Origin of the sequence: Paramaledivibacter caminithermalis DSM 15212, from assembly GCF_900142245.1 — a bacterium.
GTDB classification, from domain to species: Bacteria; Bacillota; Clostridia; order Peptostreptococcales; family Caminicellaceae; genus Paramaledivibacter; species Paramaledivibacter caminithermalis.
In genome coordinates this window covers 59,547-76,349 of sequence record NZ_FRAG01000004.1, presented here as the reverse complement: position 1 = coordinate 76,349, position 16,803 = coordinate 59,547, and the positions used below count along the sequence as shown (strand labels likewise).

Below are 16,803 nucleotides of genomic sequence, written 5' to 3'. Positions count from 1 at the left end.
TAAATACTTAACAAATTACGTCCATCTCCCTTATTTTTTATTATATAATTATCATAATAGAACTAAATGGGAAGGAGTTGAGTTTGTGGAAAACACAAACAAAAAAATTATTGATTCTTTTATGGAAGTTGGAAAATATATGAAGCATATATTAGATGAAGATGTTATAGTATCTATATCTGACACTAAAACCATATTAAAATATATAAAAGGATATGAGCTTGACATACAAGATAAGGAAGGTTCCCCTTTAAACCCTGGGGATGTTATGTATGACTGCATTAAAAACAACAAAAAAATAGTGAGAATTGTTCCAAAAGAAGCCTTTGGAATACCTTTTAAAGGTATAACGGTTCCAATACGAGATCATAATGGTAATTGTATAGGAAGTATTGGCATTGGTAAAAGTTTGAAAAAACAAAATAATCTGAATGATGTTGCTCAAAATCTTGCATTAGCTTTACAGCAAATAACTGCAAGCATAGATGAAATTTCATTAGGTGCCAATAAAATTGCAAAAGCATCCCATGATATATCTAGCAAAAGTCAAAAAACAAAAAAACAAGTAAATCAAACCGATAATATTTTACAATACATAAAAGGTATATCTGAACAAACTAATATGCTTGGTTTGAATGCCGCCATTGAAGCAGCAAGGGCTGGAGAACATGGTCGAGGTTTCTCTGTTGTTGCTGAGGAGATAAGAAAACTTTCTGATGAAACAAAAAAAGCAGTAAGTAATATAAAGGCTATTTTAGACAATATAAAAATATCTGTTGATGATATGTCTTCAACTGTTGACGAAACAACTTCTATTACTAAGATTCAAGCAGGGACAACTCAGCAAATTGTAGCATCAATTGAAGAGCTTAATTCTACAACTCAACTCTTAGCAGATTTGGCAAAAGATTTGTAGAACAAAGCTGCTTTCATCACTTCGTTAGATTGAGGTTAAGATTCCGTTAAGGGTCAATTCTATTATGTATAGGTTGAAAACTTTGGCCAGTACCCTCTAGGTCTAAAAACAATTAATTCGGAGCTATATAAAACAAAAGATAAAAGCTACTATCAATTAGAAAGTAGCTTTTATCTTTTGTTTTTCTTCTAAAGAGATACGATCATAGCTCTCAATCTCAAACTTAATCTTAATCTCGACCTTCAAAAAACTACCCCAGAGTAATCTAGTTTATCTCTACATTTTCTCCATCAACTATATAAATAATTCTTTCACATATATTAGTTATGTGGTCTGCCATTCTTTCTAAGTATCTTCCGACGAATAAAAGCTTTGTACCTTGGTTTATATTTTTAGAATCAGAATGTATCATCATTAGTATTTCAGTATAAATATCTTTGTATAAATTATCAATTAACTCATCTTCTTTTCCCACCCTATAGGCCAATTTTGAATCTTCATTCATAAAGCTAGTTTTTGAGTTTCTAAGCATAGCTAAAATGATATCCCTCATTTTAGGAATATCTATTAAAGGTTTTATAAGGGGTTCATTACCTATTTTTATAGTTTCCTTTGATATATTTACACAAAAATCTCCCACTCTCTCAATATCAGTTATTATTTTAGATATGGAAAAGATGATTCTTAAATCCTTTGCCATAGGTTGCTGAAGTGCAATAAGTTCTATAGTCTTTTCCTCAATGTTATTCTGCATTTCATCAATATTATCATCTAGCTCTATAACTTCTCTTGCCAATTCAACGTCTCTATTTACAAGTGAATCAACAGATTTTATAACTAATTCTTCTACACCTTCCATCATTTTAACAACGTCTTCCTTAAGTAAATTTAATGAAGCCTCAAAACTTTCTCTAACCAATCCCATAACCTCCTTGGATATATTTTAATATATTATGTCATTTTACCCAAACCTACCAGTAATATAATCTTCCGTTCTTTTATCCTGTGGTGTTGTAAATATCTTACTAGTCTCATCAAATTCAACTAATTCACCCATTAGAAAAAATGCTGTATTGTCAGAAATCCTAGCTGCCTGCTGCATAGAATGGGTTACAATGACAATTGTATAATCTTTCTTAAGGGAGTCAATCAAATTTTCTATCCTTGATGTAGCTATAGGGTCTAAAGCAGAAGTAGGTTCGTCCATTAAAATCACTTCTGGTTCCATTGCTATAGCCCTAGCAATACATAATCTTTGCTGTTGACCTCCTGATAAATCCCAAGCAGATTTGTGTAATCTATCATATACTTCATCCCAAAGAGCAGCTCCACGTAAACTTTTTTCAACAATTTCATCTAACTTTTTCTTATTTTTTATTCCATGTCTTTTAGGCCCATACACAATATTTTCATAAATAGATTTTGGGAAAGGATTTGGTTTTTGAAATACCATTCCCACTCTCTTTCTTAGTTCTTCCACTTCGATTTTTTTTGAATAGATATTTTCTCCATCTAAAGTTATTTCTCCTTTAACTTTAGTTTCTTCAATCAAATCATTCATTCTATTTAAAGTTCTTAAAAAAGTAGATTTTCCACATCCTGATGGACCTATTAAAGCAGTTACTTGTCTTTCTTTTATATCTAAATTTATATCCATTAAAGCTTTAAATTCTCCATAGTAAAAGTTTAAATTTCTGACTTTTATTTTAGTAGACATTTAGAAACCTCCCTACATTTTCATTCTGTCTTGATATTTATTTCTTAAAAGTATAGCAGTAAGATTGATAAATATTAGTACCAGTAGCAATACTGTAATTCCTGCTGCAGCAACTAATTGAAAGTCAGCCTGTGGCTTTGAAGCCCAAGTGAAGATTTGCAATGGCAGTGTAGTAAATTCATCCATCAATCCCTTAGGAGTAAACCATATAGCTGCAGCTCCTCCAACAACAACTAAAGGTGCAGCTTCTCCTATTGCCCTTGAAATAGCTAATATAGTTCCTGTTAATATTCCTGGCATAGAATATGGTAATATTACACCAGTAATAGTTTCCCATTTAGTTGCTCCTAAGCCATAGGATGCTTCCTTCAAATCTTTAGGGACTGTTTTTAAAGCCTCTTGGGATGAAACAATAATTATTGGTAATATTAATAACGCCATAGTTAAGGATGCAGACAAAATTGTTCTTCCAAATTTCAAAGTCCTAACAAACAAAGATAAACCAAGTATACCATATACAATTGATGGAACCCCTGCTAGATTACTTATATTAATTTTAATTAAGCTAGTAAATCTATTTTTGGGTGCGTATTCTTCAAGATAGATAGCACCGCTTACCCCTAATGGAAAGGCTATTATTACAGTAGTAATTATTATCCATAGTGATCCAAATAAACCAGCCCTAATTCCAGATTTTTTGGGAAATCTTGATGAGTACTTTGTTAAAAAATCAATATTCAAAAATGGGAATCCCTTTTTTAAAATATCTGTAAATAAAATTATTAGAACAATCAAACTAAATAAGATACAAGCCACTAAAATAACATGAAAGATAGTATTTATTTTTTTTCTTCTTGCTAAACTCATTAGTAATCCTCCTTAAACCTGTTAACTATAAGCTTTGAAAGAAGATTCATTGTCAATGTGATTACAAAAAGTAGCATTGCTACAGCAAATAGACTATGTGCTTCTATAGTCCCTTGAACAACATCTCCTTGACTTATCTGTACTATAAAACCCGTCATAGTCTGGATACTTTCAAGGGGATTTAATGTTAGCTTTGGGGTAGCACCAGCAGCTAATGCAACAATCATCGTCTCTCCTATAGCCCTTGATATAGCTAAGATAAAAGAAGCAACTATTCCTGAAAATGATGCTGGAATAACAACTCCAAAGACAACCTCAAGTTTCGTTAATCCTAGAGCATATGCTCCTTCTCTTAAACTTTTTGGTACTGCCCTCATTGAATCTTCACTTAATGATAAAACCATAGGAATAGTCATAATTCCAACTGCTATAGAAGCACTTAAAGCATTATAAATACTAGTATCAGGATAAAATTTCCTAATAATTGGCGTAATTGTGGTAAGTGCAAAATATCCATAAACTATAGAAGGTATCCCTGCAAGAATCTCAATAAATGGCTTTACTATTTTACGAACTTTCATATGGGAATATTCGCTTAAATATATCGCACTCAATAGTCCTATTGGTAAAGATATTAGTGAAGAAAATATAACTATTAAAAAGGTCCCTGCTACTAATGGAAGTACCCCAAAATTCTGTGGCTTAAAAAGAGGAGTCCATTTTGTTCCAAACAAAAAATTTAATATGGGTACTTTTTGGAAAAATATTAAGCTTTCACTTAAAAGTGTTGCAAATATGCTAATTGTTATTAATATCGATACAGAGCCAAAAATAAATAAAATTTTCTTTATAAGTCCCTCTCTTATTTTTTTGCTCATTTCTATCCTCCTAAACATGCCGATAAAAGGGCACTTTATGCCCTTTTATTACAAGTGTTATTATTCTATTTTAATCCTAATTTTGATAAAGATTCATCATATAGATTCTGTGGAAGCTTTACATAACCAACATCCGGAATTACTTCTTTTCCTTCAGTTAAGTAATATTCTACAAATGCCTTTACTTCAGGTCTTTCTAAAGCTTCAATATTTACATATATGAATATCGGTCTAGAAAGAGGGATATATGTTCCATTTTCTATTGTTTCACTTGTTGGAGCAACTGGTCCATTTCCGCCATCAATGGCTACTGCTTTAATTTTATCAGTATTTTCAACATAGTACGCATATCCAAAGAAACCTAGTGCATACTTATCACCAGCAATACCTGTAACTAAAACATTATCATCTTCACTTGCTGTATAGTCTGGTCTTATATTTCCACCTTCGCCATTAATCTCTTCAGTAAAATAATCAAATGTTCCTGAGTCTGAACCTGGTCCATAAAGCTTGATTTCTTCATCCGGCCATTCTGGTCTTACATCTTTCCATGTTTTAACCTTGCTATCCTTATTCCAAATCATCTTCAATTCTTCAACAGTTAAATAATCAACCCAATCATTCTGAGGATTTACTAAAACAGACAACCCATCATATGCAACTTTAACTTCCTCATATTTTATTTCATTCTCTTGTGCAATTTTTATTTCTTTCTCTTTTATTGGTCTTGATGCATCATTTATATCTGTTTCTTTTACAAGAAACTTTTTAAATCCACCGCCTGTCCCAGATACGCCTACAGTAACTCTTACATCTGGATTTGATTTTTGGAACTCTTCTGCAACAGCCTCAGTTATAGGAAATACTGTACTTGATCCATCTATTACTACTGAACCTGATAATTTATTAGATTCTTGGTCGTTTACTTGCTCCGAACTGTCTCCATCTTTTTTTCCCGTAGCTTGTTCCCCACACCCTGCCAAAAGTGATAATGCTAAGCTTAAAATCAGTAATAAAGCTAATAACTTACTATTTTTTAATAAATTCATTTTCATTCTCCCTCCAACATTTAAAAAATTGAATGTTTTATACAATAATAAAATAACATTATTATTCTTTTTTATTGTTATCACATTGTTAACTGATTGTTAATTCCATGTTAAACAAGTACTTCTTACTTGATAAACTTGCATAATTAACATTGTTAATTTTGAATTTCTGTAATCTTTTAATCAAGTTATTGGGCATGTCATTTATAATATTATTTACTTCTTCATCCATTTTCATTATAGAACATCGTATTTATTTCTACGCATTTTATCCCAACTATTTCTATTCAATATCATTATCTAAAATTACTGTTAAATTCTAATTAATTTCATGTAAATTATTGTAGATGATATATTTTTGTTAAATTTGATATGTATTTGTTTTTGCAGTAGATAAAACAACTTATAATTTAATTGCATATTGAAAAATTTGTTTTTAATACTATTTCCAAGAAAAAAAGAATCCTATCACAAGGATTCCAATTTTTTAGATATAAATCTTAATTTTCAATTATATTATCTATAGGTTTTCCAGCAGGTACCATAGGATATACACATAAATCTTTATCTATTTTACATTCAATAACAGCTGCCTTTCTTGATTTTAATACTTTGCATATTACTTCTTCTAAACCTTTTAAATTATTAACACTATAGCCATCAATTCCATATGCATCAGCCAGTTTAACATAATCAACTTCTTGTCCTATATCCGTTTCAGAATACCTTTCATTTTGAAATAGTTTCTGCCATTGCCTTACCATTCCAAGAGCATTATTATTTAGGAGCAATGTTATTGTTGGAAGCTTGTATTTTGTAACGGTAGCCAATTCATTACAATTCATTCTAAAGCTTCCATCGCCTGTGATATGCAATACTCGTCTTTCTGGATTAGCTATCTGTGCTCCAATAGCTGCTCCAAGTCCATATCCCATGGTTCCTAACCCTCCAGAAGACAAAAAACTTCTAGGTCTAGAAAATTTCCAATATTGAGCCGTCCACATTTGATGCTGCCCTGTATCGGTTACAACTATTGTATCATCATCTAATGCTTCACATATTTTTTCTAATATATTTTTAGGTATAAATCTCTCATTATTTATACTAGATTTAGATTTCCATCCTTCTATTTTATTTAACCATTCACTTCGATCTTTAAAGTTAATATTTTTAATTAAGCTTCCCAAAATATGCTTAACATCTCCAATTATAGATAAATCAGCCTTCTTATTTTTATTTATTTCTGTTTTGTCTATATCTATATGAATAACCCCAGCTTGCGGTGCGAATTTATTCACATTTCCCACTACTCTATCACTAAATCTAGCTCCAACAGCAATAATTAAATCACTATTTGTCACCGCCAAATTAGCTTGCTTTAAGCCATGCATTCCTACTAATCCTAGAAATAAAGATTTTGATGTTGGATAACTTCCAAGCCCCATCAATGTATTTACTACAGGTATATTTGCCTTTTTAGCAAATTCGTATAATTCTTCAGCAGCATCTGCCATAACAACTCCTCCCCCTGCATATATAACTGGTCTTAAGGATTTATTAATGGTCTGGGCTGCTTTTTCTAAGATTTCCTTATCAATATCATCTATAGGAAAATCCTGAGTCCTATTATCTTTGATATCATACTCTGCTTCATCTAAAAAAATATCCTTAGGTATATCTATCAGTACTGGTCCTGGTCTTCCTTTTTTAGCAGTATAAAATGCCTCTCTAATTATGTCTGCCAAGTCATTCACATCTTCTACTAAATAGTTATGCTTTGTAATAGGTAATGAAATTCCAGTAATATCAACTTCTTGAAAAGAATCCTTCCCAAGTAAGGATCTCGGTACCTGCCCAGTAAATACAACCAAGGGCACAGAATCTAAATAAGCTGTAGCTATTCCCGTAATAGTATTTGTTGCTCCTGGACCTGATGTAGCAAAGCATACCCCTACTTTTCCAGTAGAACGTGCATAACCATCAGCTCCATGAACAGCTCCCTGCTCATGGGCCGTTAATATATGGGTAAAGCTATCAAAATTATCATACAAAGCATTATATAATGGAATAACTGCTCCGCCTGGATATCCAAAAATCGTATCAACATTCTGTTCCTTTAAACATTCTAATACAATTTGTGCTCCACTAAGCTTCATAATTTCACCTTCTTTCGGAGTAAATATTGAGTGTTTTTTAATATATTTTAACTTTCTAAGCTAGTAAATAAATTTTCAGCTTTCAAGATTTCTTAGGGGGTTTTAATATTTCTTTTGAGTAATTTTTATAAACCTGTTTTTTCATTGAAGTCATATAAAAAAACAGGTTTATTACATGAACGAAAAGGAAATATTAAAACCCCCATGATAGAAAGCATATTAGGTTACCTTATTTTTTTTCTATCCATTCCATCATACTTCTTAGATTCTTTCCAACCTCTACTATAGGATGTTCAAGTTCTCTTCTTTTAACAGCATTAAATACTGGTCTATTCATGGTATTTTCAGATAACCAATCTTTTGCAAACTGACCTGTTTGAATTTCCTCTAAAACTTTCTTCATTTCCTTTCTTGTTTCTTCAGTTATCATTCGTCTTCCAATCATGTAGTCCCCATATTCAGCAGTATCGCTAATACTATATCTCATTTTTTCAAATCCGCCTTCATATAGAAGATCTACAATCAGCTTCATTTCATGTAAACATTCAAAGTAAGCTATTTCTGGTTGATATCCTGCCTCTACCAAGGTATCAAATCCCGCCTTTATTAACTCTGTTGCACCACCGCATAAAACACATTGTTCACCAAATAAGTCTGTTTCAGTTTCTTCCTTAAATGTTGTCTCAAGAACTCCTGCTCTTGTTGCACCTATTCCCTTTGCATAGGCTAAAGCTAATTCCTTAGCATTACCAGTATAATCTTGGTAAACAGCTAATAATGCAGGTACTCCTTTGCCTTCTGAGTATACCCTTCTAACCAAATGTCCTGGACCCTTTGGGGCCACCATAAATACATCTACATACTCTGGTGGAACTATTTGACTAAAGTGAATATTGAAACCATGGGCAAATACTAATGCATTGCCTTCTTCTAAATTTTTTACTATATGCTCTGCATAAACCTTTTTTTGATGCTCATCTGGAACTAAAATCATAACTATATCACTGGCTTTAGCAGCTTCTGCTACTTCTAAAACCTCTAGTCCTTGCTCCTGTGCTTTACTCCATGATTTACTTTCTTTATACAGTCCTACAACTACGTCTACTCCACTTTCCTTTAGATTTAATGCGTGGGCGTGACCTTGACTTCCAAAACCAATAACTGCTACCTTTTTATCCTTTAACAATTCTAAATTTGCATCATTATTATAGTACATTTTTGCCATTTTAAATTCCCCCTATTTTAATTGATTTCTCTTATATCGTATACATTTACAAGTTTCTCCATTTGATTTATTGCTTGTTTTATACCATGCTCTAATCCATCCTTTAATGTTATTTCCAAGTTTGAATACTGTGAATTTTCTATTTCTTCCAAATTTACACTTCTTATATCAAATCTTTTTCTTTTTAAAAGACCTACAACTCTAATCAATGCTTCTAAGCCACTATCGACTCTACACAACAATTTTTTATCCAAATTAATTCAACTCCTTAAAATCATTTTTATTTTACTAATTTTCATTTTTTAAAAACAATTTAATGCCTTAAGTAAAAAAGAAGCAAAGGATTTTATGTAGGAAGTCATATTTATATAAATAATGGTCATCACAATAATTTCCATAATTATATTGATATAAAAAGAAGGATATAGTCTTTTAATGTCTAATTATTAGATTGAAGTATATAATTTTTTTATTAGCTAATAGATTATAGATTAAGTCTGTTAGCTTTTTTTATCTTTTTTATAACACATAGTAAAAATTTTTTTCTATTGACTCCTTTTTTATTCTTCTTTGACTTCTATAAATAAAACTTTAATTATCTATCCACTATTCACCTCCCTTTATTATTTTGGATCAATACTTTTTAGTATGACAATATTAATTTGATACTAGAAAAAATTTTAATGTCTCCAAATAAAAAATCTCCCATCCCTAAGACAACAAAAGCTTATCTTAGGGACGAGAGACTATTCTCGCGGTACCACCCTAGTTTCAATTAAAAACTAATTGACTCTCCATTCAGGTCGAAGAATTATTCCTTGAACCTTAGCTATATAACGGTAGCACCCGACCTAATCTACTTGGATGAACCCTTTCAATCAGGTAGTTCAAGAGTGATCATTACATATCTTCATTAACACCAGTTCTCAGCAAACCTGGCTCTCTGTAGTTAAAGTTTAGATATCTTTCTCTCTATCAATACTTTTTATACTATATTGAATATTTATGAAAATTATACTACCCTTATACATATAAGTCAACATTAATTTTGAATTTTCTAAATTATTTTTTATCGTACAATTTTTTTATATTTGAATTAATTTTATTATATAGAATTTACATAGTAAAACTTAATTTATACATGTGCAAATATGCAATGCTTCTGGGCATTTTGGACATGTATAAATTAAAGTCTTTACTTAGATTCCTATATAAATAAAAAAGCTTCTACGAATTTATGACACTTTTATTTTAATCCAGCAGATATTTTTATATTATACTGATGATCATAATCAATTTTTCCATCCTTATGTCTTGTACTATTTGCAAAGTGTATATCCATGTGTCCCGTTACACCATTATCATAGATATATTGTATATCATGGGGCATAGCAGATGCGGATGCTGCTATTTTTCTTCCATCAACTATTATAATTACAGGTCTAGTTTTCCAGCTGTAATCCCCACCCCAAACCTCTTTCATAACTGCTGAATCATATTTTGTTAAGGGTTCACAGTCAGCATGATTAGCACCTACAGTCCTTTTCATTGTCCATTCTTTACCAGTATAAAAATCTCTAACTTTAAATACCTTTCCTATAGGTATTACATATTGTGCTTCAGTCCACCAATCTAAATATTCCCCATATTTTTCTCCTAGAGTATTCTTCACTGGTACATTATGAACAGGAATCTTTATTACATCTCCAATATACAATATAGTATTTTCAGTCATATTATTTACTTTAATCAATTCATATTGAGGTATACCAAATTTTATAGAAATTTTCCAGAAATCATCGCCTTTTTGAACTGTATAATAGGTATATGTTACATAGGCTTCATCATCATTCTCTTGAGTTGAATACTCAGATTCTGATGAAGCTCCATCAGGTATCAATATTTTCTGCCCTACAAAAAGTTCACTATATTCATTTGCATTATTTATCTTTAATAATTCATTTATATCTACAGAATATTTTTGACTTATTTTCCAATAGGTTTCTCCCGCTTCAACTATGTGGGTTCTATAAATATTTTTTACAGGTATAATTAGTATATCATCTACATTTATCATAGTTTGTGAATCTGCATGATTTGCCTCTAGTAGCTTATTAATATCAACATTAAATTTTTCACTTACTTTCCAATATGTATCTCCCCAAACTGCTTTATACAGCAACTTATCATATGGATTAAAGGGAAGCTCTATAGTTTGTCCAACATTTAGATAAGAATTACTATTAGCTGAATTTTCACTAAGAAGTTCATTTAAATCAATAGAATATCTCTCACTTATTTTCCAATAAGTATCTCCACTCCTCACTTGATAAGAAATTGTATCTGCAAAAGCATTAATACCATTTTGCGACATTAAGGTTAATCCAATTATTCCACCAATAATTATTTTTTTTATGTTCATTTCAATCCTCCTTATAAGAATTAAGCTTACCAAAATTATATTCGACATTTTTCGATTTTCCCCTTTGAGTAATAAATGGAAAAAATATAGCGACCCTTTATGGTCGCCATTCTAATCTTCAAATCTTGTTTTTAATTCAATTCTATAGGGTAATTCCTTCAAATTAGTTTTAGTAATTATATATGGATATGTAATAGCCTCTGTTACAACCTCTCCTGGTTTTGGATCTGTAAATTTAGCATAAACAACTAGCTTGAATTTATCTTCTCCTTCATCTATTTTCTTTATTTTATCTATTTCAACAGTATATCCCCCTGTAGGCTTTTCTCCTCTTGTTACCACAACAAAGATTTCACCATTAACCTTACATGCTAAAGCTCTTTCTAAATTTTGATATCTAGGTAATATTTCTTTTATCTTTTCTGGTATTTCTTTGTCATTAAGAACTCTAAATTTAACTTCTTTATCATCATTAATAAAATGTTTTACTGCCATACTCACACTTATCATAATCATTATAGCTATCAGTAGAATTATTAGAGATTTAATATTTAAGAATCTCTTTATACCATTATTAGATTTAATATTAGATTTTTTTGTATTAGATTCCATTTGCATTATTCCCCCTTCACTTGGCATCCTTCAATATATTAAATACTATTCAATAGAGGGTACAAATATTCCATACTAAATAATATACATCATAAATTAAAAAACTTAAGGGTATAACCCTTAAGTCTCTATTTCCCTAAAATTTCTTTAGCCTTTTCTACTATATTTTCTGCTGTTAATCCATATTTTTTCATCAATTCATCAGGTTTGCCTGACTCACCAAAGGTATCATTAATGCCTATTCTTTTTAAAGGAGCTGGATAGTTTTCTACAAGAACCTCTGCAACTGCACTACCTAATCCTCCAATAATATTGTGTTCTTCAGCAGTTATTATTCCTTTAGTTTCCTTAGCTGTCTTAATAATAATTTCTCTATCAATAGGTTTTATTGTATGTATATCAATAATTCTTGCAGAAATACCTTGCTTTGAAAGTTCTTCAGCAGCTTTTAAAGCAACATCCACCATTATTCCTGTAGCAATAATTGCTATATCATTACCTTCCTTTACTTCGATACCTTTGCCAATGGAAAATTTTGTATTATTTTCATCGTATATTACTGGCACTTTAGCACGACCTAATCTCACATATACAGGTCCATTGTACATTGCAGCTTCCTTTAAAAGAGCTTCAGCTGATACTGCATCTGCAGGATTTAGTACAGTCATGTTGGGCAATGCTCTCATAATAGCCAAGTCCTCAATTGCTTGATGAGAAGCTCCATCTTCACCTACAGTAATTCCCGCATGGGTAGCACATACTTTAACATTTAATTTAGGATAACAAATTGAATTTCTTATAATCTCAAAGGCTCTACCTGCTGCAAATACAGCAAATGTACTTGCAAAGGGTATTTTACCAGAAGCTGCAAGCCCAGCAGCAGTTCCCATAAGGTTTTGCTCGGCTATACCCATATTGAAAAATCTATTTGGAAACTCCTTTGAAAACCCATGGGTTTTGGTGGATTTTGATAAGTCTGCATCAAGAACAACTATATTTTCGTTATTTCTTCCAAGTTTAATAAGAACGTCACCATATGTCTCACGAGTGGCTATCTTTTTTGTCATTATTGTTCACCTCCAAGCTCTTTAAGTGCCTTTTCTTTATCTTCATCCTTTGGAGCAGTTCCATGCCAAGAAACTTCATTTTCCATAAATGAAACTCCCTTACCCTTTATAGTTTTTGCAATAATCATTGTTGGCTTTTCTTTAACTCTTTCAGCTTCATTGAAGGCATTGATTATTTCTTCAAAATTATGACCGTCAATTTCAATGACATTCCAACCAAAGCTTCGCCATTTTTCATCTATGGGCTTTGTGCTCATTACATCTTCATTTTTCCCATCAATTTGAAGTCCATTATAGTCTAAAATTGCTGTAAGATTATCTAACTTATAATGGGCAGCAGCCATAGCAGCTTCCCAAACTAATCCTTCATTTATTTCTCCATCACCTAGTAATACATATATTCTATTATCTTTTTTATCTAACTTTGAAGCTAGTGCCATACCAATCGAAGTAGAAAATCCTTGTCCAAGGGAACCAGTTGACATTTCTACACCTGGAATACCCTTCATATCTGGATGTCCTTGAAGCATACTTCCAGCTTTTCTTAAATTTAGCAATTCATCGGGTGAAAAAAAACCTCTTCTTGCAAGAGCAGCATATAATACTGGTGCAGCATGACCTTTTGATAAAACGAATTTATCCCTATTTTCAAGCTTAATATTTTGTGGATCAATATTCATCCTTTCAAAATATAAAACTGTTAATATGTCTGCTGCAGATAATGACCCACCAGGATGACCTGATCCTGCTGCATTAATCATCTCTATTATGTCTTTTCTGATTTGTGTGGCCTTTTTTTCAAGTTCTTTATATTGAACCTTCATAAAACTACCTCCTGTTAATTATTTTTCCAATCATTTTTTGAATGATAATACCACAAAAAATGACTCAATACCTAAATTTTCAAATATAACTACTCCTTAAATATAAAGAAAAATAAAAGAATATATTCAAAGCTCCTGTAATATAAGCTAGTACAAATAGTTAACTTCAGCTTTTATTTATTAATTTCAGCAAATCCTTCTCCTAAAACTTCATGTATAGTTGTTACCATTATAAATGCTTTATTATCTATAGAGTAAACAATCTTTTTCAGCTTAGCTACCTGTGCCCTGTTAACAACACATAACAGTACATCTCTATCTTTTCCTGTATACATCCCTTTGCCCTTTAACGATGTAGCTCCTCTATCTAATTCTCTAAAAATCTCTTTACTTATTTCTTCAGAATAATCAGTTATTATATAGAATGCCTTTGAATAATTGAGACCTTCTACTATAAAATCCGCAACTTTAACTAGTATATATAATGCAATTATTGAATATAGAGAGGTCTCAATATTTTTGTTTACTACCCCAGCACTAGCAACAATAATAAGGTCTATTATCATCATTAGCTTAGCTGTGCTTAGATTGGGTATGTATTTGTTTAATATAGCACCTGCTAAATCAGTACCTCCTGTAGTTCCACCAGTTATAAATACAAGTCCTATTCCTATCCCTAATATTACTCCTCCAAATATGGAAGCTAATAAAAGATCATTTGTAGCCTTAATATTGCTACCAAAAGCTATAATTAAAATTCTTATAAAAAGTGAAAGCATACCTGTTCCATAGGCAGTTTTCGCTCCAAATGCTCCTCCCAAAACAATTATTCCCAATATAAACAATGGGATATTTATGGCTAGATTAGTTACATCTATGGGTATTCCACTAACTTTCTGAATAACAATTGCAAGCCCTGTTACACCTCCTGGTGCTATTGTGTTAGGCTCTAAAAAAAATAATAAACCTACTGCCATCAAAAAAGCTCCTAAAGTAATGCTTAGATAGTCAAATAATAATTTATACCATCTACCTTTCATATATATCTCCTTTTTTATTCTAGGAATTTAAAAAATACGCATCTTTATTACACAACAGTCATTATAACATAGTTAAGTTAGTTTTTAAATAAAATATTTTTACATCATTATTATGGAAATAATAAACAAAAAAGATACAAGAAATAACCTTGTATCTTTTTTGTTTATTTTCAACAATCTTTAGTTACTAATATCTTTACTAGTAAGCACTTGAAACATAAATTTAGGAAGCACCATCATTCTCTTAAACCTCCAAGGTTCTTTTATAAGCCTATAAAACCATTCTAATCCAAGTATTCTGAAAATTTTTGGTGCTCTTTTAGTAGTTCCAGCCCAAATATCTACACAACCTCCCACTCCTAAAGCAACCTTGACATTCAAGTCTTTTCTATATCCATACATAAACATCTCCTGTTTAGGCACTCCTAATGCAACAAACAATATATCAGGAGATAGATTATTTATATTTTCTATAATATCCTTTTCTTCTTCTTTTTTAAAATATCCATGTCTATATCCCTTGACATCAATATTAGGAAACTTTTCTTTAATATTATAGACTGCCATTTCAGCAACTCCTGGTTTCCCTCCAAGTATATATATAGACTTTCTAGAATAATTGCAAAATTTTAAAATTTCACCCATTAAATCTATACCCGTTACCCTTGTAATAAGACCTAATTTATGTATTTTTGAAGCAATAATAAGTCCTATCCCATCAGGTATATTCATATCAGAGGATTTAAGAGCTTCAATAAGTTTCTCATCATTTCTAGCAGACATTATAATTTCTGTATTTGGAGTACAAATAAATGAAAAAGCTGATCTATCTAATAGTTGCTTAAATCTTTCAAAGGCACTTTCCATAGTTACTATATCAATTGGAGAACCATATATTTTTGTTGTTTTTCTCATTATTACACCTGCTTTACTTTAACATTTTTCCTAAAATATCATAATTTATTTTTGAATTTTTTTTCAGTTTTTCAACTCTATCATGGAGTTTTTGAGATTCATTATATCTATCCTTTAATATATTGTCAAATTCAATACATAGGTTTAAAAAATCTAATGTTTCCACTTTCCCTCCATTTTTTTGATCTACAATATCTAAAAAAGATTGCACCTTTGGATCATATTCTAATCCTATCATAGGAATTTCCTTTATTGCAGCAAATATTAAAGCATGTAATCTCATGGCAACTAAAATATCTAATACTCCTATTATGCCTAGCATTTCCTCAGGAGTATATTCATTTTTCAGTATATAAGCTCTGTTATCCATATGATTAATTATTCTTTTAGATATTTCTTCATCCTTTGAAGCCTGCATAGGTATAAATACTACATTTAATCCTTGACTTATAACATAGTCTCCAAATTTTGCCATAGTATTTATGAAGTTTTGTCCTATTTTCCAAGGTCTAACTGAAACTCCTACTAAAGGTTTGTCATGGGGAATATTTTCATTTTTTATAATCTCTTTTACTCTTTTTTCATTTACACTATTTAGGCAAAATGTAGCATCTGTAGTTACTTCTATTGGTTTTGTTATACCTATTTCTTCCATCAACTTTTTTGACTGCAAGTCCCTTAAAACTATTTTATCTACTTTATTGATTACTTTGCTAGCTAAATATTTATTTAAACTTTTTTTGATAGGTCCAAAACCATTACAAAAAAATAGAACTGGTTTTTTTAATAATTTTGCTATACTTATAATTGCTAAATAATAAATAAGAGAACGGCTGCTGGTGGCATCCTGCAATAATGAACCACCACCACTAATAACTAAATCTGATTTCCTAATAGCATTGAAAATATCCTTAATACTGTTTCTGCTTACACCATTAATCTTATGAGTACTTTTAGTATACTTTACATTATATGAGAGAGCAGATATTTCTAATCCTGAATGCTTTTCTTTTATCATTTTTACAATAGAAGATAAAATAGCTTCGTCTCCCAGATTTTTAAAACCATAGTATCCAAAAATAAATACATTTTTCATAAAGTTCTTCCTTTCAAGG

At 30.9% G+C, this 16,803-nt stretch carries 16 protein-coding genes and 1 other annotated feature; of the genes, 1 reads left to right on the top strand and 15 read right to left on the bottom strand.

The genetic code is table 11. The annotated features are described in order from the left end of the window. Positions 1 to 85: 85 nt before the first annotated feature. The gene (locus BUB36_RS02590; protein ID WP_084111615.1) at positions 86 to 916 is read left to right on the top strand and encodes a methyl-accepting chemotaxis protein; all 831 of its coding nucleotides are present in this window, start codon (positions 86 to 88) and stop codon (positions 914 to 916) included. A gap of 265 nt (positions 917 to 1,181) precedes the next feature. Here the strand turns inward: BUB36_RS02590 and phoU are convergent, their stop codons facing one another. From phoU to csaB, 15 genes are all read right to left on the bottom strand, one after another. Further along, the gene (phoU, locus tag BUB36_RS02585; protein WP_073146828.1) at positions 1,182 to 1,835 is read right to left on the bottom strand and encodes a phosphate signaling complex protein PhoU; all 654 of its coding nucleotides are present in this window, start codon (positions 1,833 to 1,835) and stop codon (positions 1,182 to 1,184) included. A gap of 42 nt (positions 1,836 to 1,877) precedes the next feature. Continuing rightward, on the bottom strand, positions 1,878 to 2,633 hold the full coding sequence (gene pstB, locus BUB36_RS02580; RefSeq protein WP_073146827.1) for a phosphate ABC transporter ATP-binding protein PstB: 756 nt from the start codon (positions 2,631 to 2,633) through the stop codon (positions 1,878 to 1,880). Positions 2,634 to 2,645: 12 nt separating this feature from the next. Next, complete coding sequence (gene pstA, locus BUB36_RS02575; RefSeq protein WP_073146826.1) at positions 2,646 to 3,500, bottom strand: phosphate ABC transporter permease PstA; 855 nt, start codon at positions 3,498 to 3,500, stop codon at positions 2,646 to 2,648. Then, on the bottom strand, positions 3,500 to 4,378 hold the full coding sequence (gene pstC / locus BUB36_RS02570) for a phosphate ABC transporter permease subunit PstC (RefSeq protein ID WP_207550742.1): 879 nt from the start codon (positions 4,376 to 4,378) through the stop codon (positions 3,500 to 3,502). Before pstC ends, pstA begins: the two co-directional genes overlap by 1 nt. Before the next feature lie 65 nt (positions 4,379 to 4,443). Further along, complete coding sequence (locus BUB36_RS02565) at positions 4,444 to 5,427, bottom strand: PstS family phosphate ABC transporter substrate-binding protein (RefSeq protein ID WP_073146884.1); 984 nt, start codon at positions 5,425 to 5,427, stop codon at positions 4,444 to 4,446. A 500-nt stretch (positions 5,428 to 5,927) separates the two neighbouring features. After that, complete coding sequence (gene ilvB, locus BUB36_RS02560; protein ID WP_073146824.1) at positions 5,928 to 7,583, bottom strand: biosynthetic-type acetolactate synthase large subunit; 1,656 nt, start codon at positions 7,581 to 7,583, stop codon at positions 5,928 to 5,930. Between the two features lie 229 nt (positions 7,584 to 7,812). Next, a complete protein-coding gene (gene ilvC, locus BUB36_RS02555; protein WP_073146823.1) occupies positions 7,813 to 8,808 on the bottom strand; it encodes a ketol-acid reductoisomerase in 996 nt (331 codons plus the stop codon). Between the two features lie 17 nt (positions 8,809 to 8,825). Further along, positions 8,826 to 9,062: an ACT domain-containing protein gene (locus BUB36_RS02550; RefSeq protein WP_073146822.1), complete on the bottom strand. Its 237-nt coding sequence runs from the start codon at positions 9,060 to 9,062 to the stop codon at positions 8,826 to 8,828. A 477-nt stretch (positions 9,063 to 9,539) separates the two neighbouring features. Continuing rightward, positions 9,540 to 9,796 (bottom strand) — a binding site (T-box leader). 258 nt (positions 9,797 to 10,054) lie between these two features. Beyond that, on the bottom strand, positions 10,055 to 11,230 hold the full coding sequence (locus tag BUB36_RS02545) for a LysM peptidoglycan-binding domain-containing protein (RefSeq protein ID WP_073146821.1): 1,176 nt from the start codon (positions 11,228 to 11,230) through the stop codon (positions 10,055 to 10,057). 111 nt (positions 11,231 to 11,341) lie between these two features. After that, positions 11,342 to 11,842, bottom strand: a complete 501-nt coding sequence (locus BUB36_RS02540; protein ID WP_084111619.1) for a protease complex subunit PrcB family protein — start codon at positions 11,840 to 11,842, stop codon at positions 11,342 to 11,344. Positions 11,843 to 11,970: 128 nt separating this feature from the next. Further along, positions 11,971 to 12,909, bottom strand: a complete 939-nt coding sequence (locus tag BUB36_RS02535) for a transketolase family protein (RefSeq protein WP_073146820.1) — start codon at positions 12,907 to 12,909, stop codon at positions 11,971 to 11,973. Continuing rightward, entirely contained in the window at positions 12,909 to 13,733 is an 825-nt protein-coding gene (locus BUB36_RS02530; protein ID WP_073146819.1) for a transketolase, read from the bottom strand. The genes BUB36_RS02535 and BUB36_RS02530 overlap by 1 nt, the downstream gene beginning before the upstream one ends. Positions 13,734 to 13,906: 173 nt before the next feature. After that, positions 13,907 to 14,773, bottom strand: a complete 867-nt coding sequence (locus tag BUB36_RS02525; RefSeq protein ID WP_073146818.1) for a YitT family protein — start codon at positions 14,771 to 14,773, stop codon at positions 13,907 to 13,909. Positions 14,774 to 14,953: 180 nt separating this feature from the next. Then, positions 14,954 to 15,688, bottom strand: a complete 735-nt coding sequence (locus BUB36_RS02520) for a WecB/TagA/CpsF family glycosyltransferase (RefSeq protein WP_073146817.1) — start codon at positions 15,686 to 15,688, stop codon at positions 14,954 to 14,956. 13 nt (positions 15,689 to 15,701) lie between these two features. After that, a complete protein-coding gene (csaB, locus tag BUB36_RS02515; protein ID WP_073146816.1) occupies positions 15,702 to 16,784 on the bottom strand; it encodes a polysaccharide pyruvyl transferase CsaB in 1,083 nt (360 codons plus the stop codon). Between the last annotated feature and the right edge of the window lie 19 nt (positions 16,785 to 16,803).

Excerpts from the sequence above, each read along its gene's own strand:
- BUB36_RS02540 (WP_084111619.1), bottom strand. The coding sequence starts at position 11,842 with ATGGAATCTAATACAAAAAAATCTAATATTAAATCTAATAATGGTATA.
- ilvC (WP_073146823.1), bottom strand. The coding sequence starts at position 8,808 with ATGGCAAAAATGTACTATAATAATGATGCAAATTTAGAATTGTTAAAG.
- ilvB (WP_073146824.1), bottom strand. The coding sequence starts at position 7,583 with ATGAAGCTTAGTGGAGCACAAATTGTATTAGAATGTTTAAAGGAACAG.
- BUB36_RS02545 (WP_073146821.1), bottom strand. The coding sequence starts at position 11,230 with ATGAACATAAAAAAAATAATTATTGGTGGAATAATTGGATTAACCTTA.
- BUB36_RS02530 (WP_073146819.1), bottom strand. The coding sequence starts at position 13,733 with ATGAAGGTTCAATATAAAGAACTTGAAAAAAAGGCCACACAAATCAGA.
- pstB (WP_073146827.1), bottom strand. The coding sequence starts at position 2,633 with ATGTCTACTAAAATAAAAGTCAGAAATTTAAACTTTTACTATGGAGAA.
- BUB36_RS02520 (WP_073146817.1), bottom strand. The coding sequence starts at position 15,688 with ATGAGAAAAACAACAAAAATATATGGTTCTCCAATTGATATAGTAACT.
- BUB36_RS02535 (WP_073146820.1), bottom strand. The coding sequence starts at position 12,909 with ATGACAAAAAAGATAGCCACTCGTGAGACATATGGTGACGTTCTTATT.
- pstC (WP_207550742.1), bottom strand. The coding sequence starts at position 4,378 with ATGAGCAAAAAAATAAGAGAGGGACTTATAAAGAAAATTTTATTTATT.
- csaB (WP_073146816.1), bottom strand. The coding sequence starts at position 16,784 with ATGAAAAATGTATTTATTTTTGGATACTATGGTTTTAAAAATCTGGGA.
- BUB36_RS02565 (WP_073146884.1), bottom strand. The coding sequence starts at position 5,427 with ATGAATTTATTAAAAAATAGTAAGTTATTAGCTTTATTACTGATTTTA.
- pstA (WP_073146826.1), bottom strand. The coding sequence starts at position 3,500 with ATGAGTTTAGCAAGAAGAAAAAAAATAAATACTATCTTTCATGTTATT.
- BUB36_RS02525 (WP_073146818.1), bottom strand. The coding sequence starts at position 14,773 with ATGAAAGGTAGATGGTATAAATTATTATTTGACTATCTAAGCATTACT.